Origin of the sequence: Priestia megaterium (genome assembly GCF_041941685.1) — a bacterium.
GTDB lineage: Bacteria > Bacillota > Bacilli > Bacillales > Bacillaceae_H > Priestia > Priestia megaterium_C.
This window is the reverse complement of sequence record NZ_CP130958.1, coordinates 767318-786634: the sequence shown is the minus strand read 5'-3', so window position 1 is coordinate 786634 and position 19317 is coordinate 767318. Positions and strand designations below refer to the sequence as shown.

14 protein-coding genes are annotated in these 19317 nt (G+C 36.7%); 3 read left to right on the top strand and 11 right to left on the bottom strand.

Annotation, left to right across the window (positions count from 1 at the left end):
* Window position 1: 1 nt before the first annotated feature.
* The 5 genes from Q5794_RS04190 to Q5794_RS04170 form a co-directional block, all read right to left on the bottom strand.
* Window positions 2-1843 (bottom strand): 2-aminoethylphosphonate aminotransferase, encoded by a 1842-nt coding sequence (locus tag Q5794_RS04190; RefSeq protein ID WP_328246641.1) that lies wholly within the window; start codon window positions 1841-1843, stop codon window positions 2-4.
* On the bottom strand, window positions 1836-2966 hold the full coding sequence (gene aepY / locus Q5794_RS04185; RefSeq protein WP_328246642.1) for a phosphonopyruvate decarboxylase: 1131 nt from the start codon (window positions 2964-2966) through the stop codon (window positions 1836-1838). Before aepY ends, Q5794_RS04190 begins: the two co-directional genes overlap by 8 nt.
* Window positions 2959-4476 (bottom strand): phosphoenolpyruvate mutase, encoded by a 1518-nt coding sequence (gene aepX, locus Q5794_RS04180; protein WP_374988717.1) that lies wholly within the window; start codon window positions 4474-4476, stop codon window positions 2959-2961. Before aepX ends, aepY begins: the two co-directional genes overlap by 8 nt.
* A 13-nt stretch (window positions 4477-4489) precedes the next feature.
* Window positions 4490-5539 (bottom strand): Mur ligase family protein, encoded by a 1050-nt coding sequence (locus Q5794_RS04175; protein WP_374988716.1) that lies wholly within the window; start codon window positions 5537-5539, stop codon window positions 4490-4492.
* A gap of 355 nt (window positions 5540-5894) precedes the next feature.
* Window positions 5895-8516, bottom strand: coding sequence for a YheC/YheD family protein (locus Q5794_RS04170; RefSeq protein WP_374988715.1), 2622 nt, complete (start codon window positions 8514-8516; stop codon window positions 5895-5897).
* Window positions 8517-8761: 245 nt separating this feature from the next.
* On the opposite strand from Q5794_RS04170, the gene Q5794_RS04165 reads away from it, so the two are divergent.
* Complete coding sequence (locus Q5794_RS04165) at window positions 8762-9436, top strand: hypothetical protein (protein WP_374988714.1); 675 nt, start codon at window positions 8762-8764, stop codon at window positions 9434-9436.
* Window positions 9437-9439: 3 nt separating this feature from the next.
* Here the strand turns inward: Q5794_RS04165 and speE are convergent, their stop codons facing one another.
* On the bottom strand, window positions 9440-10327 hold the full coding sequence (gene speE, locus Q5794_RS04160; protein ID WP_034654266.1) for a polyamine aminopropyltransferase: 888 nt from the start codon (window positions 10325-10327) through the stop codon (window positions 9440-9442).
* A 363-nt stretch (window positions 10328-10690) separates the two neighbouring features.
* On the opposite strand from speE, the gene Q5794_RS04155 reads away from it, so the two are divergent.
* A complete protein-coding gene (locus Q5794_RS04155) occupies window positions 10691-11872 on the top strand; it encodes a nitrate/nitrite transporter (protein ID WP_374988713.1) in 1182 nt (393 codons plus the stop codon).
* A 49-nt stretch (window positions 11873-11921) separates the two neighbouring features.
* Here Q5794_RS04155 and Q5794_RS04150 read toward each other — a convergent pair whose 3' ends face one another.
* Window positions 11922-14072 carry a molybdopterin oxidoreductase family protein gene (locus tag Q5794_RS04150; protein ID WP_374988712.1) on the bottom strand — a complete coding sequence of 717 codons (2151 nt, stop codon included), beginning with the start codon at window positions 14070-14072 and terminating at the stop codon, window positions 11922-11924.
* Window positions 14073-14091: 19 nt separating this feature from the next.
* On the bottom strand, window positions 14092-16437 hold the full coding sequence (nirB, locus tag Q5794_RS04145; RefSeq protein ID WP_374988711.1) for a nitrite reductase large subunit NirB: 2346 nt from the start codon (window positions 16435-16437) through the stop codon (window positions 14092-14094).
* A 336-nt stretch (window positions 16438-16773) separates the two neighbouring features.
* On the opposite strand from nirB, the gene Q5794_RS04140 reads away from it, so the two are divergent.
* Window positions 16774-17208, top strand: coding sequence for a hypothetical protein (locus Q5794_RS04140; RefSeq protein WP_025749838.1), 435 nt, complete (start codon window positions 16774-16776; stop codon window positions 17206-17208).
* Window positions 17209-17263: 55 nt separating this feature from the next.
* On the opposite strand, the gene lrgB is transcribed toward Q5794_RS04140, so the two are convergent.
* The 3 genes from lrgB to Q5794_RS04125 form a co-directional block, all read right to left on the bottom strand.
* Window positions 17264-17944, bottom strand: coding sequence for an antiholin-like protein LrgB (gene lrgB, locus Q5794_RS04135; protein WP_013055484.1), 681 nt, complete (start codon window positions 17942-17944; stop codon window positions 17264-17266).
* Window positions 17945-17977: 33 nt separating this feature from the next.
* Entirely contained in the window at window positions 17978-18412 is a 435-nt protein-coding gene (gene lrgA, locus Q5794_RS04130; protein WP_192996632.1) for an antiholin-like murein hydrolase modulator LrgA, read from the bottom strand.
* A gap of 163 nt (window positions 18413-18575) precedes the next feature.
* Window positions 18576-19316, bottom strand: a complete 741-nt coding sequence (locus Q5794_RS04125) for a LytR/AlgR family response regulator transcription factor (RefSeq protein WP_374988710.1) — start codon at window positions 19314-19316, stop codon at window positions 18576-18578.
* Window position 19317: the final 1 nt, after the last annotated feature.

Here is a 19317-nt window from a genome sequence, read left to right as displayed (position 1 = left end):
CTCACTCTCCTTTTAAAGCTTTAAGATATTGTTCAAGAAGGTGAAGAAATCTTTCTATATCTCTATATGTGATATCACCAATATTTGCTATTCGAAACGTTTCTAATTTATCAATTTTACCAGGATAAATGGTGAATCCTTGTTTATAAAAAAAATCATGCATAATATCAAAATTATACTTTTTATCGGAAGGCTCGATGATAGAGGTAATAATTTTAGAATGATGTGTTTCAGGAACCAAATAGGTTAACCCAAGCCGAGTAATTCCATCCGTTAAAGTAGTCCATGATTTTGAGTAGCGTTCATATCGTTTCTCAATTCCTTCCCACTGAGTTTCTATAATTGCCTGCTTTAAGGCGTACATAGTCTGAACAGGAGGAGTAAAACGCATTTGTTTATTCATTTGGAAATATCGATACTGATCATATAAATGAAGATAAAGGTTACGAGGCTTTATTTGCTCCGTTTTTTCTAACCGGTCTTTATTTGCTATAACAAACGACACGCCTGCCATTCCTTGAAGGTTCTTATTTGCACTTGCGGCCAGATAGCTTATATTCATTTTTTGCATGTCAATTGGAACAGCTGCATACGAACTCATTGCATCCACAATCATTTCGATATTTTTCACTGCACAAAATTCCCCAATTTGTTCAATATCATTAAGAAGCCCCGTGGAAGTTTCACAGTGAACAAGCGCCAGATAAGAAACGTTCGTTGAAATCTTTTTTATAAAAATTTCTAAGTCGTTCATATCAATAGCCTGCTCGGCGGAGCTTTTATATTCTAAATAATTCAGTCCATAAATTTCAGCGATTTTACACATTCTTTCACCGTATGGACCATTATTGATAATAACAACCGTACCGTTATCAATTACTGAACTTAAAATCGATTCCACTGCCGCCGTTCCAGATCCGCCGAATAATACCGTAGTATACTTCTCTGGATTCCCAACAAATTTTGTTAGTTCAGCAGAGATAAATTCCATTGTCTCTCCAAATTCTTTTTCTCTCGGGCAAATGTCCTCGACTATTTGAGCGTATTTGACGGTATCTGTTGTAGTTGCCGGTCCGGGGTTTAGGAGTATATTTCTCTTAACTGTATGTGAAATACCTTCTCGAGCTTTAATAATCGGATAAACAATAGTAGTTGCTCTTGCCCAGTGATCTTCATCATCCACTTCACACCATGCCAAATTATTCAGTTTATGAACATACACATTTGCTTTTTCGGAAATTTTAACGAGGCCATATTCATAATCGATCGTTTGATTAAACTGAAACAGCATATTTGCTTCATCACAAAGTCTCTGAAATGTAGCATAAGAGAGTTTGGTTAAACCAACTAGTTCTGCATAGATACTATTCAACTCTTCTTTTTGTTTTGACATATTCTTAAGGTTATTATTTTCATCAGCTTCAATATAAACTTCATCGCCAGCACCGTTCAATTTACTCGCTAGTATGACATTTGATCTCGAATGGTTTACTAATGTTTCCAACGCATTCTTTTCATAAATTACATCTGATTCCAATAGTAAAAAATCTTCTTTAATATAATTTTTTAATTGATACAGCGTAAACAGACTTCCCGTTGTTTCGTATCTAGAATTATAAACACATTTTATTTGAGGATATCTAACCATTAGCTTTTCATATTCTTCTTTCATATAACCTGTTCCAATAAAAATTTTCTTAACTCCTGCTTCTATTAACTTCGAAATGGAATGTTCAATAATTGATTTTTCATCAATCATCAAAAAACCTTTAGGGCGGTTTCCAGCTCTTTTACGAATCCTGCTCCCCATCCCTGCAGCTAGAATAACAGCTGTTTTAATCATCTAAAAACACCTGCAGTCTTTCTCTGACTTCATAAGGCTTCATTTCAGGACGCCCCAGGTTCTTTTTAGATCCTTTCGCTATTTTAAGATATAAAAACGTTAATTTTTTATCACTTTTCCACTGTTTGATATACGTCTCTAACTCATTTAAGTTATGAACATGAATGGAATTTTGATACCCACAGGAAGAAGCAATATCTACAAAATTAATGTTATGAGAGACCGTATGTTGCCCCCCTGTAGAATCATGAGTTTGATTGTCTAAAAGAATGTGTAATAAATTTGCTGGACAGTAGTATCCGTTGGTTGCTAGATTTCCCATGCGCATAAGCAACGCTCCGTCTCCATCAATTGTAATGATGTTCTTTTCATTTCTGCTCAAAGCTAAGCCTAAACCAATGGAACTAACGCATCCCATAGATCCAACCATATAAAAATTATTTCTTGCGTCTTCTATTTCGTAAAGCTCTCTTCCTGTTTTTCCTGTAGCGGCCAATTGAATAGTATTGTTGTCTTTTAATGAATTAACTACTTGTAATGCCTCATACCTTGAAGGTAATTCGTCGGTTGTTATCTGTTCACTTTTCATTTTAGGAGTAACGTTTTTTATTGATTTTTCTAAAAGCTTGACTGGCTCAAACGTTCCTTTTTTTACAATAAAGAAGTAGCTTTCATTATTTTCAACAGCTTGATTAGCCCGCTGTAATTGTTTTTTAACTTCGGCAAAATCAAAAGATAAATATTCCCATTTTATTTTCATCGTATTTAGCAGGGCAGAAGTAATTTCTCCCATTAATTCATGCTGCGGTTCATCTAGACATCCAGGTTCTCCACGAAAACTGACAAATCCAAGGACAGGAATTTTAAACGGATGAATAAGAGAGGTTAAAGGGGAAACAGCATTTGCTAATCCGGAGTTCTGCATTAAAACAACCGCTTTGTTGCCAGCAATTGATGCCCCAGCAGCAATCGCTACCGCTTCTCCTTCGTTTGCTGCTGCAACATATTCACATTCGTTGATAGCGTAGTTAATAAGATGTTTAAGATAGGAACAAGGAACTCCGCTATAAAATTGAAAACCTAGTTTTTTTAATTGAGTTCCAAATACGGACATACTAATCATTTTTCACACCATCTTTTTGAATCTTTGTATATGTTTCGGTATCTATCCATGACCCCATCGTATATTTAACAGCAACCGGATGAATTAGATTAATATAATTAAAGAAATCAGAGAACGTGAGCTGAGCAAAATCTTTTCTTTGTGCCAGTTCTTCTAAAGCTCTTTTTACAACCTCAGTGCCTTTTCCTGAAACTTTCCAAAGACCAATGAATTCACCATGAATGTTTTTAGAGTTTGGATTGCACGACATTTGAATCAAGTCTACTGTTTTGGAATACAGCTGTTTGGAATAGGGAAGTTTAGTGGTTACATAAGATGCTTGCTTCCCTTTTAACTCGTAATCAGCTCCTGCTACGATAGTGATATCGCCACTTTCATGAATTAACTCCTCAAAAATATGTGTTTTATACACGATGTTACTATCACTTATTAAAGTAGCCGGTCCTAGCTTATCCCTCGCAGCATAAAGATGATATAATTCTCCTTTATTAGGAAACGTCTTGTCTTCCATAGCTTTGTTGGAATCTACTTTTATACTATTTGTCACGCCGACTTTTTTTAACTGATTTATCTGCTCAGTTATTAAAGTGTCATTTGCTGATTCTTTTACCAGAATCATAGCGTTCGTGCTATGATTGGCAGAGCTTAAATAAAGCTTTTCTGCCATATCGAGCTCTTCAGCTTTTTGAAGACGGAAAACTTCCTCAAGCGGAGAGACATTGTTTTCTACGTTAATCAAACTTTTATCGTAATAAATCTGAGCGGACGTTTTCTGCATAGCTGTAATAGAAGATCTTAAGTTATGGTTGGCCCAAATGCTTAAGCTAATTCCTAAATCACTAAATTTATCAGTTGGAACCGAATAATATTTGGTTGGAACAATAATAACTGGAAGCCTGTTTCCCCACTCTTTCATAAAAGCTTCAATCTCTGTCATATCTGACCTTTTACTATGAATCAAAACGGCGTCAGTTCCCGCTTGACGATAAGCTTCTGCACGTTTTAAAGCTTCCTTCAGTCCCCACCCTGCAATAAAAGCTTCTATACGCGATACCACTACAAAATCTTCGTCATTTTGGCTATCTTTCATTGCTTTAATTTTGCCGCAAAATTCATTAATATCTGCAAGCGGCTGTGCTTCACCTTTAATAAATGAGTTTGTTTTTGGAAACAATTTATCTTCAATACATACGCCTGGAATGTCTCGCTGCTCCAATTTCTTAACTAATCTTCTTGCATTATTAAAGTTCCCATAGCCTGTATCACCATCAAGAAGAATTGGAACGGACGTTGCGTCACTCATAAACTCTAAGATGTCTAATACCTGTGTCCATGAAGCCTCGTTATTATCTCTTACACCCAGTGCCGCGGATAAAGACAGGCCACTGGCCCATATCCCTTTGAACCCTGCTTCTTCTACAATCTTTGCAGATAGCGCACTGTGAGCCTCCATAATAAACTCTAGCTGTTTACTTTCTATCAACTCTCTTAGCTGTTTAGTCTTCTTCATGTCTATCCTCCTTTTACTCTTCGTTGTCTGGAATAAGTTTATTTCTTAATTCTTTAAAAGTAGGTTTTTTCATAACGCGATGCGTTACTTTTAATAAAATTATTGTATTTTCATTTAAATATGGAGCTAGCACATTGTATACTTCATCACCAGTGTTACAAAAATACACTTTGTTAGAATCCATTCCACATTTTAAAGCTCCTGTCCCAATAGCTTTTGCTTCTTCTCCTACTACCACTAAAATATCAATCTTTGATTCCGCTGCTTTTTTTCCCATATCTTCATATTGTTTAATTGCATAAGGTCCTTCTCCTAGCTGAGGCATGTAACCTAATAAAGCGATAGACTGTTTCTCTTTTGACATATCACTAAGAACTCCGAGAGCTGTAGCCATCGATAAAGGTGAAGAGTTCCATGTGTCGTTAATTACCGTACATTCATTCATTCCTCTTTTAAATTCCAAATGTTCTTCTACTTGTTCAAATAAGCTAAGTCTTTGTATGGCAACGGGAATATCAACGCCAACATAAAATACAGCAGCAATGGCAGCCAGTGCATTATACACATTATGTTCACCATATCCAGGGATAAAAGCATCGTACTCTTTGTTTTGGTACTTTAAAGTAAAAGCCATTCCTCCATTAGCATATTTAATATCTTTTGCTTGAAATTGGGAATCATCACCTTTACCTATATATACAACACCTTGAAGATGACTAACATCAAGCACTCTCTTAATATTTTCATCATCTGCGTTTAAAATCAAAATGCCGCTATTTGGATCTAAGCCTTCTACAATTTCGGCTTTTGCTTTCATATATTCTTCAGGTGTTTCACAATCAGCGAGATGGTGCACGCCTATATTTAATAGAATTCGTATTTGTGGCTGAAAGTAGCGACACGCAACTTTTAAATATCCCGGATAAGCGACCGGCATTTCAAAAACAGCTACTTCTGTTGTATCATCAATACCTGTTAAATAACGTAGATTTACAGACATAGAATTCATACTCATCCACGTAGCTTTCACTTTATAATCTTCAATTAATATTTGTCGGATCATCTCTTTCGTGGTCGTTTTTCCACAAGTTCCTGTAACACCAATAACAGGAAGATCAAAAAGCCCTCGGTAGTATTCGATAAATTTCCAATAAGCCTCTTCTAATTGATCTGTTTTAACAAGAATAATATTTCCCTCTAAGTTCGTGCACAGCTCAGGGTGATCTGTTATAACGACAATTGAATGATTTTCTTTCCAATAATTCCCTCTAATCAGTTCTCTATCTAAATGAAAGATGAGTGTATGATCCTCTATATCCTTTTTAGCGTAGTTTATAGCATGTTTAATAACAGGATTTCCTGATCCATAACAAAGGTCTCCCCCGTTTGTTTAAGGATTTCATTTAATGTGAAGTGCTTCATGTTAAATCCTCCTTTTCTTCTTCGTAACCAGCCAGTGAAGACGCATAATTGAGCAGACGAATCCCCGCCAAAGTACGCAGCTTGTAGGCTCTAATTTGTGAGAATAGACTATCTGGTTTTGCATTTATTTCAAGTAACTTTATGGAACCGTACTGATCTATACATAAATCTACCGCCAGCTCCCCAAAAGGACCCACTTTCTCCTCTACTGTTGCAACAATATTTTTAGATATTTTAGCTAATTGGTTTATAATGAGCCTTCTGTCTGTTGGATCAGGATATAAACTGTTTAATATTTTACTGAGGCGCATATTCGTTTCAGAATCTTCCGTTAGCACATCTTCACCGGTGAGACGCGCAACCATACCCGTTCGAAGCCAAATTTGCTTTTCATTTTTTTGCATATAAACCCGTATTTCTAAATTTTTATCTTTATGCTGTTTTCTGCGAATTCCTTCTTGAACAAGATAAGGATTGTTTTTCATCAAAGGAGAGAGCAAAGTAAATAATTCTTCCATATTACTGAATTGATGCAGCTCTTTTTTATTAAGATCAAACCAAAAGATGCCTGTTGGTCGGCGAACGATACGCATGACTCCTTTACTTAAGGCCCCGCCAAGCGGTTTTAAATAGACTTCTCCGTAGCTATCAAGCATTTCTGCAATGTCAGCAGAATTTTGTACGAGACGTGACTCTGGAAGAAATTCTTCATATTCTTTCATAAGAAGTTCATATGTTGCCCACTTATCTCCCGTGAGCTGAAACAAATTTGAAGAATTAACAAAAGGAATTTTATAAATCGCCTGAAGTTTTGCCCTTACTTCTTCTATTAAAATATTTTTTCTACCATCTATGAAATAACGGTCATAAATAACAGCAGGAAAAGGAAAAAGCCCTTCACCGTTAATGGTTGTTCCTTTAACTAATTTTTTCTCCCAATCAATATCTTCCGGTTCAAACACATATACAAGCATTCGCTTTTCATTTGCTAAGCGACATAGATGATGGAAATAGGTTGTTTGTCTTTCAAAAGGACGGTTAGCAAGAATGCCAATGATAGGACCTAAAGTTATGATGCCTTCTGAAGCTGATAGCTTGGGGCACCAATCTTTCGGGAGAGATAGTTTATCACGGAGAGATTTAGAGAGTTGAACCATATTTGGATGGCGAAATGAAAAAGGATAAGAATGAACAGTTGCAGTTGATATTGCCTTTCCTGCACTAACAACCGTAGACTGCCCCTCTTTGAGGCCGTATTTTAAACGGAGCTTTTTGGGGATTTGGATAATATGTCCGCGGTCATAGATTTCTTTAGAAATCTTTACATTCCAATTCCGGCGAATATCATTTGATTCATCACAAGGAATTTCTTTTTCTATCATTTCAAATAGAAAAGATAGTTCATTTTGATAGTGTGGATAGCTGGATGTTTTCATAAGATTGGCCTTGATATCTTTCCACATTCGTTTAAGAAAGATTTTATTCCCTTGATAGTAGGCACGCTGCGTAAGTGGATGAAATAAAAATTCGCTTTTTAATTCATGATGATGGGTAGCAACTAGCTGAGCAAGAGCTAAAGTGGAGAGGGTAATTCTAGGGTCGATAATCCAAGAGCTTAAAGTTAAATACTCAAATCCATACGATTTCTCACGATAGCGTCCAAGACCTCCATGGTTCGTTTTCCGTCTGAGTTTAGCGGTCTTAGATTCTTCTATCAGCGCTACTGGAATAGCAAGGTAGTGGTCAAGAGCTCTTAATAAGGATAAAGAAAGCGGAATACCAAAATGAATATGTCCTCCACATTGATACCCTGAAAACGGCATGCTGCCTGCCCGAAAATGAATATTTTCATATGGTACCTGTGCAGATGCTTTTTCTATTAACTTTTGGATATTCTCAAATAGTTCTGTTGATGAATTCGCTTTTTCAGGCCTAACTTCTACTAATGCATACTCACCGCTATCTTGCTCTATTTGTCTTTCATCACAGCCTACCGGACCTTCAACAGAAAAAAAAGTAGAAGCTGGTAGAAGCTCTCCATCACAACTTAACATAAACTCAACGTCAGCACCCATGCTAAAAGGAACACTAGGCTTTAATGGATTTTCTATCCATTCACTTTCTGATGAGTTAATATCTGTGACGATACACTCTCCATTTTCTAATACTCCCATTTTGACAAAGCCGCTTTTAGCTCCCGTTACGTAAAGTGCTCGAATGGCTATGTTCATCAGCATTTCCGGTACATCCATGCCGTTTACCTGTTCTAATTTCCAGCCGAAGGCTTGCGTTCGGATGGGTATTTCATTAAATACAACATGTTCACTGGTCACTACTTGTACTGTTTTTACGCTCAGTCCTTCTACTTCTAGACAATATTCTTTGTCTATTGCATATATTTTCGTAAAATAATCATATCCTTCATATATTGCTTGGTCCTTTGTATTTACGATAACAATATCTCTTCCGCTATGGTGACCATATTTCCTCCCTATCACTGGATACGAACAGGTTTTGGGGTCAACTAATTCAACAGACGGTATATTATTCAGATTAAGAGTTTGCAACGTCATTTCTTTATCAGATAATATCCCTAACTCTTCTCTCATTGGATCCATTTTAAAGCCTCCTAATTAGAACTTTCTATCGTATTTTGCTACTTTAATGCCCTATAACAATAATCAGCTACTCATATAGTATGTAACTATACAAAATAATCCTGTACATTTATCTATTTATTTCCACCATCTCTAAAAACTTTTTATGTATGTATTTAACACGTGTAATAATTCACCGATTTTATTTTTACTGCATTTATTATAGAAAGGATAGATTTCAAACGATATAAAAGGAGAAATAGTCAATGACATTAAAATTCATTCATGGAAACTACTTAAAATACAACAAAGGAACTGGTTTTATAAGCTGTCATGTGGATGCACTTCATGCAGAGCCACCTGCTGCTGATTTATTTACGGATAAAGTTGTAGAAAATTTAGTCAAGAAAACAGGATGTGCAGGAATCGTTAGTACGGTTTCCAGAACTATAGCAGATTTAAATAGAAATCTAAATGAAACAAACCATGAGGGGATATATGAATATAGAAGAACAATCCAAGAAATTGTTAAATATTTGAAAATAGTAGATAGTAATAATCGCCTTCTAACGCCCTATTTGCATTTATCTTTTCATGGAATGAAGAATACACATTACGGACCTTATGCAATTGAAGTGGGGACTTTATATGGACAATCTTGCTCAAAGGAAGTTAAAGATTGGTTTCAACAGGCGCTGACTAAAAAATTTGAAGATTCGTTCCCAAAAATCCATGTAATATTTGATAATAAATTTGTTGGAGACGAATCAATTGCCTTTCACAGACAAGGTGACAATAGCGGCTATCTAGGTTACAGTCATAATTTTAATACATTTCAAATTGAATTATCTCAGACCCTGCGCAGCAAACACAGAACTACTATAACAAATATATTTTCCGAGATTATTGATGACTTTCAACAAACATTCGTCGCTACTTAGTTTTTAGGAATCTTTTCCGTCTACTATTTCTTTTATATATTTAGGTAAAACAAATGATGCACGGAAAATTTCAGGATCAATATATTGAGTATCTGTATGCTGTAGCTTCGTCAAATCGGCCTGAAGAGGATCCATTTTTTTAGAAGCAATCGTAAAACTCCAAATGCCGCAAGGGAAAAGAGGTATAGTCACTAAATATGTGCGGACAATTGGAAATAGCTCCTTTAGATTTTTAATTGTGCCTTGTAATGTAGAAGTATTGTAGTAAGGAGATCCTGATTGAAAAACAACCACGCCATCATCCTTAAGGCTGTTGTAGACATATTGATAAAAATCAGGTTGAAATAGTTTTTTTCCCGGTCCAACAGGGTCAGGCCGGTCAATTATGAGAACATCATAAACTCCCTTTTGTTCTTGAATCCAATCTATTCCATCGCGATGTATCATATTGAGCCTGGTTTCACCATCATAACAAGAAGCCGGAGTTAGCCATGTGCGGCAGATTTCTGTAACTTTTGGATCGATTTCGACTACATCAATTTGTTGAATTCCGTCATACTTCATGGCCTCCCGTGCAGGACCGCAGTCTCCTCCGCCAATCATCGCAACTTTTTTGGGATTTGAATGCGTTATAATTGGCACATGGCTAATCATTTCATTATAAATAAACCCTTCTCCTGTTGAAATTTGTGGAGTACCATCTAGCACCAACATTTTCCCATACCATTTTGTATCCACAATACTGATTTGTTGATAGGAAGATTGCTCATAGTGAAGCAGACTTTTTACTTTATACCCCATTTTCACTCTAGCCTGTCCAACGTAACTCCATATCCAGAGAACTCCGTTATCATCCTTTTTATAACCTGAAAGAGGATGCTTTTCTGTCACTTTTTCCACCTTCTATTTCAAAAATTTGTGTTCTATATAAAATATGAATTATTTTTTATTTCGCTATAATTCGATAGCACAAATTTATAGATGCTTACTCTATTAACCTCTTCTAATTTCAATTTTCCTTCCATTCTTTCGGCAATATTTCTACTTACTGTTCTTTCAAAGCTTTTTAACCGTTTCTTCATCAGCAATTAGATAGAGTGTAAGTTATCTCTCCACCTTTATCTGCATCCGTTCCTCAGCAAAAGTACGGAAGAAAACCTAACATAGAATGATACATAAGAAAGAAAACGTAGTATCATAATTACCATATTGCAACAGCTTTACGCTGCATATAAAAAAGGAGGTTTTTAAGCAATGTTTTCTAAACGGCCCTTATCTGTACTTCTTATCTCGACTTTATCTATGATTATTGCTTTTTCAGTATGGTCGGTCTTCGCGCCTATCGCTGCAGATATTCAAGTGATGTATTCATTAACCAATGCTGAAAAAAGTATCTTAATTGCCACTCCCGTCTTATTAGGTTCCCTCATGCGAATTCCGATGGGGATTTTAACAGATCGCTTCGGGGGAAGAAAAGTCTATTCTTTGACTATGCTGGCTCTTTTACTCCCTACCATTTGTGCAGGCTTTACTCATTCTTATTCCATGCTGCTCTTTTGGGCATTTTTTATCGGCATGGCTGGAACAACATTTGCTATTTCCATTACATATGTCTCTAAATGGTATTCACCTCAAAAGCAAGGTTTTATTTTAGGAATTGCCGGGATGGGCAACTTAGGATCGGCGGTAGCAAGCTTTAGTATTCCACTTATCTTTTCTTCTTTTGGCTTGCCTTGGGTATTTTGGAGTTTAGCAATTGCGGTAGCCTTAATGGCTCTTTTATTATGGGTAGGAACTTCAGACCACCCTTCTGCTGCTTCCCCCAAAACGCTGCAGGAATCTTTATCGGTATTAAAATTTAAAGAAACGTGGTTTTTATCCATTTTCTATTTTTTAACATTTGGTGGATTTGTAACGTTCAGCATCTATCTCCCTACCATTTTGCATGATCAATTTAATGCTTCAACTGTAGACAGTGGGCTGAAAACAGCTGGATTTGTCGTACTAGCAACGTTTGTACGGCCTCTTGGAGGATATTTATCGGATGTCTTCGGAGCAAAAAAAGTACTCACCTTCGTCTTTACCGGAATGCTACTAATAGGGTTATTTATTGCATTTACCATCACTGCCTTCTCCTTATTTAGCGTAGGTTGTTTACTTGCAGCCATTACTCTTGGTATCGGAAATGGAGCTGTTTTTAAAATGGTTCCATCTGTTTCAACAGGAAATATTGGAGCTGTTACCGGGATCGTAGGTGCATTCGGAGGAGTAGGCGGATTCTTTCCCCCTATTGTGCTAGGCTTTATAAAAGATACAAGCGGAGATTACGTTATCGGTTTTTCCTTACTAGCGCTTTTTGCCCTATTCTGTCTCTTACTGAATTATTCTGGATTCAAAAAACAAGATGTACGTATTAACCAAAAGCACCTTGCCTAATTCCATGTAAAAAGCCTCTTTTTTCAAGAGGCTTTTTGCATCAGCATTTTTAATAGCTACTTCTTTTTACAAAAGGGCTAATATTCACAGCACTTACTTTAAACCCTGGCATCTTACAGGCAGGATCTAATTTCTCAGAGACAAGGTTATTAACATTTTGAGAATCCGCCCAGTGAAAAGGAACAAATACGGTATCTGGCCGAATGCCCTCTGAAAATTTGCTTCTTACCACAATCCTTCCATATGAAGATTCAATTTGTACTAATTCTTGATTCGAAATTTCATATTTTTTCGCTGTTGAAGGGTGAATTTCCATAAAAGATTCGAAATTTCTAGCAGATAAAGACGCACTTTTTCGCGTTTGTACACCCGTTAAATAGTGCGACATCACTCTCCCCGTTGTTAAATAGAGAGGATATTTTTCGGTTATTTTTGCTTTAGGAACAATAGCTTGATTCGAGACAGGGACCATCATCGCTTTCCCATCACTATGAGCAAAACGCGTCTCAAACAGGCGCTCGGTTCCTTTATCTGTTAAGCTTCTGCATGGCCATAAAATTCCTTTTTCCTCTCGTAATCGTTCGTACGTAATACCGGAGTAATCGGCGATCCCTCCTTTACTTGCTATTCGCAGTTCATTAAATATTTCTTCAGCTGATGAAAACGAAAAATGTTCCTCTTTCCCTAAAGCTTTAGCAATTTCACATAGTATTTCCCAGTCGTGTTTGATTTCGCCACGGCATGGAAAGCTAGCCTCGCGTAATGTAACTCTTCCCTCTATATTTGTCATGGTTCCTTCATCTTCCAAGTAGGAAGATGCTGGTAAGATCAAGTTTGCTAATTTTGCTGTTTCTGATTCAAACATATCTGCTACTACTAGAAATTCAAGCTTTTCAAAAGCCTTCTTAACAAAATTAGCGTTTGGATTTGAAACTGTTGGATTTGAACACATCAAAAACAACCCTTTAATTTCACCGTCATGAATTTTTTCAATCATCTCATATGCAGAAACACCTTTTCTAGGAAGATCTTTCTCCTCTATGTTCCACACATCCGCTATATACATCCGGTGCTCGCGGTTTTCGATTGAACGGTAGCCTGGAAGCTGATCCGCTTTTTGACCATGCTCTCGGGCTCCTTGCCCATTTCCTTGACCGGTAATGGCCCCATATCCGCAGCGAGGTTTACCAATTTTCCCAACAGAAAGTAGAATATTCAAAAAATTTCGCACCGCAGCACTTCCGTCTGTTTGCTGCTCTACCCCTCTAGCAGTAAAAATCATTCCCGTTTTTCTTTGGCCAAACATACGGGCAGCTTGGTACATCTCTTCAAGTGGCACTCCCGTTATTTCTTCAATGATATTAAATTCTAGAGACGCCACATATTGAATTACTTCTTCAAATCCATTGACACGTTCTTGTAGAAATCGTTCATCTAGATAATTTTCTTCGATAAGGACCTTCAAGATTCCATTGGCTAATGCCGCGTCGCTCCCCGGCTTAAGTTTCAAGTGTAAATCAGCTATTTTAGTTGTAGCTGTTTCTCTTGGATCAATTGCAATAATAAAAGCTCCATTTTCTTTTGCTTTCTCAAAATAAGGCATAATCGTTGGCTGACATTCCGCAATATTTGTTCCAGCTAACATAATACATTCAGTAAACGGAATCTCTTGCAAGCTATTCGTAAATCCTCTGTCCATGCCAAATGTTTTACTAGCAGCAGAAGCAGCAGCCGACATACATAAGCGTCCATTGTAATCAATATACTTTGTTTTTAACGCAACTCGAGCAAATTTCCCTAATAAATAAGCTTCTTCATTTGTAATAGAGGCACTTCCATAAACACCTAGCGCATCTGCTCCATTCTTCTCTTGAATTTCTGTAACGTTTTCTTTAATATAGCGAAAAGCTTCTTTCCAAGAAATCTTTACAAACTCTCCGTTTACTTTTAATAAAGGATATTGAATCCGATCTTTATGCAAAGGATGCTGATGCGCATTCATTCCTTTGATACACAACCTTCCTTGAGAAGTAGGGTTGTCTGTTCCAATTGTTTTATACGTTTTCCTTTTCACATGTGTTTGTTCAACTAACTGCATTTTGCACTGCATGCTGCAGTAAGGACACTGAGTATTATAGATACGCTCGGTTTCAACTTGCTTTTGCTGCTCACGAAAATATTTCAATAGCATCTCAGTCATCGTAGGTCACCCTTCTTTCCTATAATAAATATGTGATTGCACGAGAGCGCTCTGAACTGAGCTGCTTCATTAAATACTCTCGATTGTCTATCTCAAACAAAACTTCTCTGACATGAACAATTCCTACTCGCTCGATCCAGCTCCCGACGGTTTCTAAATAGTTCCCCGTTTCCCGGTAATATTGAATCAAAGAACAGCTGATTTCTACTGCTTCTTCGTTCGTTTCGGCCACATAAAACAGCTCCCCGCTTCTGGCTTCTGCGCTGCTTCCGCCAGCATATATTTCCCATCCCCTGTCTATTCTTCTTAATCCTATATCACTTGTTGTTACACTCTCTGCAATGTGAGAACACGAAGCAATACTGATTTTGATATCACATGGGGTCTTTACATATTCAAGCTGTTTATCTAATTCATTTGATAAAGCAAGAGCAGGTTCATACTGACAAATACACTTTCCTTTTCCTATATAAACAGATACATTTTTAACTGTACGTTCATATAGCTGCTGAAGTCCTCTATCTATTTCCTCACTTATCAACGGAAGATATTCTTTTTTCACTCCAATAAGTTGAATGCGCTGATCACTTGTTAAACGAATATTAGAGATGTTGTACCTTTCAGCTACATTTGCTATGTTCCTTAATTCCTGTACATTTGTCAGACCACCGTGAATTTGCGGTACCACTGCATATGTCCCATCGTGAAGCAAAACAGCCTGTTCATTCTCCGTAGTAAATAAAGAATGTCGATTGTTTTCATAATGAGGATTCATCATATCTAAATAGTAATGAAGACCGCCTTCACATAACGAACAGCCTTTCATGTCTTTAAACTTTAATATTTTCCTTACTTGCTGAACCGTCTCAAATTGATATTGCTGCATTTCTCTTACCAGCTCATCTTCTGATAAATGTGTACATGTACAAAAGGTTTTTTGTTCAATGATTTCATCAAACTCATCGCTTTGAATATATGTTAAAAGATCTGTTACAAGGGGTTTGCATCCTCCGCATGAACCAGAAGCTTTCGTGCAATTTTTTATTTCATCTACTGTCGTTAAATCATTTTTCTGTACTGCTTCAATAATGGTTCCCTTTGTTACACCGTTACAGTTGCATACGATATTTGTAAGTGGCATAGAAGTTACTGCACTTTCTTTTTCATGTTGAGAAGGAAATAATTGTACTTTTTCCGCTTGCGACAAATCCTTTTTTTCATTAATCATTTGTGATAGCTTTATAGCCTCACTGGTATCTCCAAAAAGAACAGCTCCCACTATTTTGCCTTCGCGAAAAACTACTTTTTTGTATATACCATCTAACATATTCGAAATCGTAATGGCTTTTGCACCTTGGTTTTCCTTGAATTCTCCGACTGAGTAAACGTCTATTCCTGATATTTTTAATTGAGTGGAAATAACGGACCCGCGATAACCGTCGTTTTTTATTTGGCAAAGATGTCGCGCTAAGACTTTTCCTTGTTCGTAAAGAGGAGCAACAAGGCCGTATGTCGTCCCTCGATGTTCCGCGCATTCACCTACTGCATAGATATCCGGGATGCTCGTTTCTAAATAATCATTTACGATGATTGCTCTATTTGTTTCTATTCCGCTTTTTTTAGCTAGATTAACATTTGGCCTCACTCCTGTAGCCATTACAACTAAATCAGCTGCAATTTTACTGCTATCATTAAATCGGACGCCTTCTGCTCGATTTTCCCCTATAATCTCATCCGTATGTTTGTTTAATAGAAAACTCATGCCTTGCTTTTCTAATTCTTCTCTTAACATAGCAGATGCTGCTCTGTCTAACTGTCGCTCCATCAAGAAACTCGAATGATGAATGACTTGAACATCCATTCCCAAATTTAATAGTCCCCTAGCAGCTTCCAGCCCTAACAGACCTCCTCCAATAACCGCTGCTTTTTTATACTGTTTAGAAATTTTAATCATTTCCTGACAGTCTTCGATGGTACGAAAACCGAGGACACCTTCTTTGTCAGACCCTTTAACGGGGAGCATATACGGGCTCGAGCCAGTAGCAAGAATAAGCTTGTCGTACATCGTCTCTCTGTTTTTATCTGTTTTTATTATTTTTCTCTTGGTGTCTATGTGCGTAACGCTTTCTCCTTTAAATAAAGTGATATTATTTTCCTTATACCATGCCAAAGAATGAATATTGATATCTTCAAGCTTTGTACTGCCTTGTAAAACGGTTGATAATAAAATTCGGTTATAGTTAACGTGAGGCTCACTTCCAAAAACAGTAATATCAAAACAACTTGGAGAATGAATAAGAATTTCTTCAATACAGCGCATTCCTGCCATTCCATTTCCGATTAATATCAGCTTTTGTTTTGTCATATAAAAACCTCCAACACATAGATTCAGACCGTAAAATATACAGCTTTTATTATTTCATAAACTTCTCTAAAAAAATGAACCTTGTTATAACTTCTAACATTAAAATCTGTTTAAAGCGTATGAATATGCCGGTACCATTCGTTGAAAGCAAGCTTTTATATAGAAGATTAATATACTTTAAAAAGGGGTAGAAAAAAGGATGCTATGCTTATATCACCTTTCCCTACGCCTTATAAGTAATCTATATAAAATTTTGTTATCTTCTTTTTGCCTACTATTTATTTATTTTGAAATCAATTATGATAAAAGAAAGAGTCTGAATTGGAGGTTTAAAACATGTCAATAACCGTTCACGCCACTCAGTGGATTCATTTTCAAATTAAATTGTATAACCTTCATTCCAAAACGAGATCGCTTAAAGATCAAAAACTAGAATTACCTCTGCCAGAATTCCATCAAAACCTAATCATATTTACATCAGCAGCTCATCATGGCCTTACGTTTGGATATCAAGCCATTCAATGGGATACACCCTATACTTCCTGTCCGATTTACATAGAGCATCAGTCTATTCCATGGTCCACTTTAGAACGACGTTCCCATAAGCACATAACGGAACATATTACAGCTATTTTCTTAGAGACAATGTTTTATAGACAAAGTCAATTCAAACAATGTCAATTTTGTTTTGAATTTATCATTCCTGAGAGTCTTTTTGACCATACAACCTGTCAAAACTGCGCATCACGACATTTTGGAGTGGTGTATTAATTAACAAACAAAAGCCTGAAGGAGTCAGAAAATCTCTGACTCCTTCAGGCTTTTGTTACATGACTAGCTGAACAAAAAGTGGAATAACGGCAACTGTGACGACGCCTACAATAACAACTGCAATACTTGCCATGGCTGCCTCTACTTCTCCCATTTCAATCCCTACGGCTACTCCTAGCGCATGCCCAGAAGTTCCAAGAGCTAATCCTTTCGAAATTGGATTCTTCACCTTGAATACTTTTAAAAATAAAGCGCCCAGCGCATATACGATGACTGCATTAAAAATAACAGCAAAGGAAGTAATAGCAGGAATCCCTCCAATATCTTGAGACAATGGCAGCGCAATCGCTGTTGTAGCTGCTTGTGGAAGCATTGATTTCATCACAACTTCATCCATATGAATACCTTTAGCAATCGCAAAAATAATCGCTACCGAACAAACTGACCCTACCGCAATAGAAGAAAGAATTTGCCACCAGTACTTTTTTAATTTATCGGCTTGCTTATATAAAGGGATGGCGAAAGCAATTGTTGCCGGTTCTAAAAAGAAGCTGATAATTTTCCCGCCGCTGCTATATTCCTCATAAGAAAAATGGCCAATTTTCAAAAAAGCAATTCCGAGTACCATTGCCACAAATAAAGGAGTAAATAAGAAAAAACCTTTTGACTTTTTAAATAAATACGTTCCAATGCCGTACGCAGCTAAAGAAACCACGATTCCAAAATACGGATTCATCTTTCCAACCACCTTGTCTCTTTATAATTGATGTTAAGCAATACCTTGTTTTTTTGTTTTTTCACCCATATCTACATCTTTTATTTCTTCTTTTGCTTTATTATCTTTTGTCATGCCAAGTATAAGCTGTGAAAATAAGCCTGTAACGCCTAACAAAATAATCGTTGCCACGATGATAACTAAACAAATTTGAATGCCGTACTGCTGCATAACACCTAATGAATTCATAACAGAAATACCTGCTGGTACAAATAAAAATCCGATCAAAGAAGTTAAAGCCGTTCCCAGTGATTCAACTTGCTCTAGTTTAATAATCTTCAAGCAGAGTGCAAGAAATAACAGCACAAGTCCAATGACTGAAGCAGGCATTGGAAAAGGCAAATGCTCTGCAATAAAATCTGAAATCAACATAATTACGGAAAAAATAAATGCTTGTGTTAAAAAGCCATACACTTTTTTAGCACTCATTTCTTTCACCTCTCTCTGTTTGTTGACTTCATTATATAAAATGAAAATCAATAAGAAAGCGTTTTCAAATTAAAGAGTCAAATATTTGTGCTCACTTACAAAAATCGAGCCTTGAAATGCAAAAAAACAGCTTGCCAAAATGCATACGCAAGCTGCTTTTTCCTTAAATTCCTAAACGTTTCTTTAATTCTTTAGCATATGTACGGCTGACAGGAACTCGCTCATCGTTTTTCATTACTAAATTATACGTAGAATTAAACCAAGGCTGTACTTCGGAAATATGATTTACGTTGACGATATACCCCCTGTGCACACGACTAAACGACTGAGAAGGGAGCTTTTTTTCTAGCATAGCAAGCGTATCAGCAGTATGGTAGGATTCTGTTATGGTCTGAATGGTGACTTCTCCTTCTATTAATCCTACAAACAAGATGTCCTTTATATTCACCAACACAATCGAATCATCTACAGAAATCGCTAACTTTCCAGTTTGAGAAGAAGACTCTCCTATCGATTCTTCTTCTTTCACAGCGAGATGAGGAACACGCATTTTTTTATATTTATGAATGGCCTGCACCACTCTTTCTTCATCAAAAGGCTTCAAAATGTAATCAATTGCATCTACCTCAAAGGCTTGTAAAGCGTACTGATCGTACGCGGTTGCAAATATAATAGCTGGAGGATTTTTCATTTTTTTGAGCCTTTTAGCAATATCAAAACCGCTGTCATCCGACAATTGTATATCTAAAAATAATAAATCCGGCTTTTCATCCATCATTTTATCCAACGCCTCTTCGATACTTTCAGCTTCTTCAATGAAGTCTACTTCTTTCGTTCGATGTAATAAATATTTTAATTCATCTCGCGCTAACATTTCATCATCTACTATTAGTACTCGCAGCATA

Coding starts and splice junctions, on each gene's coding strand:
- Q5794_RS04190 (WP_328246641.1), bottom strand. CDS start 1,843: ATGATTAAAACAGCTGTTATTCTAGCTGCAGGGATGGGGAGCAGGATT.
- aepY (WP_328246642.1), bottom strand. CDS start 2,966: ATGATTAGTATGTCCGTATTTGGAACTCAATTAAAAAAACTAGGTTTT.
- aepX (WP_374988717.1), bottom strand. CDS start 4,476: ATGAAGAAGACTAAACAGCTAAGAGAGTTGATAGAAAGTAAACAGCTA.
- Q5794_RS04175 (WP_374988716.1), bottom strand. CDS start 5,539: ATGATCCGACAAATATTAATTGAAGATTATAAAGTGAAAGCTACGTGG.
- Q5794_RS04170 (WP_374988715.1), bottom strand. CDS start 8,516: ATGGATCCAATGAGAGAAGAGTTAGGGATATTATCTGATAAAGAAATG.
- Q5794_RS04165 (WP_374988714.1), top strand. CDS start 8,762: ATGACATTAAAATTCATTCATGGAAACTACTTAAAATACAACAAAGGA.
- Q5794_RS04155 (WP_374988713.1), top strand. CDS start 10,691: ATGTTTTCTAAACGGCCCTTATCTGTACTTCTTATCTCGACTTTATCT.
- Q5794_RS04150 (WP_374988712.1), bottom strand. CDS start 14,072: ATGACTGAGATGCTATTGAAATATTTTCGTGAGCAGCAAAAGCAAGTT.
- nirB (WP_374988711.1), bottom strand. CDS start 16,437: ATGACAAAACAAAAGCTGATATTAATCGGAAATGGAATGGCAGGAATG.
- Q5794_RS04140 (WP_025749838.1), top strand. CDS start 16,774: ATGTCAATAACCGTTCACGCCACTCAGTGGATTCATTTTCAAATTAAA.
- lrgB (WP_013055484.1), bottom strand. CDS start 17,944: ATGAATCCGTATTTTGGAATCGTGGTTTCTTTAGCTGCGTACGGCATT.
- lrgA (WP_192996632.1), bottom strand. CDS start 18,412: ATGAGTGCTAAAAAAGTGTATGGCTTTTTAACACAAGCATTTATTTTT.
- Q5794_RS04125 (WP_374988710.1), bottom strand. CDS start 19,316: ATGCTGCGAGTACTAATAGTAGATGATGAAATGTTAGCGCGAGATGAA.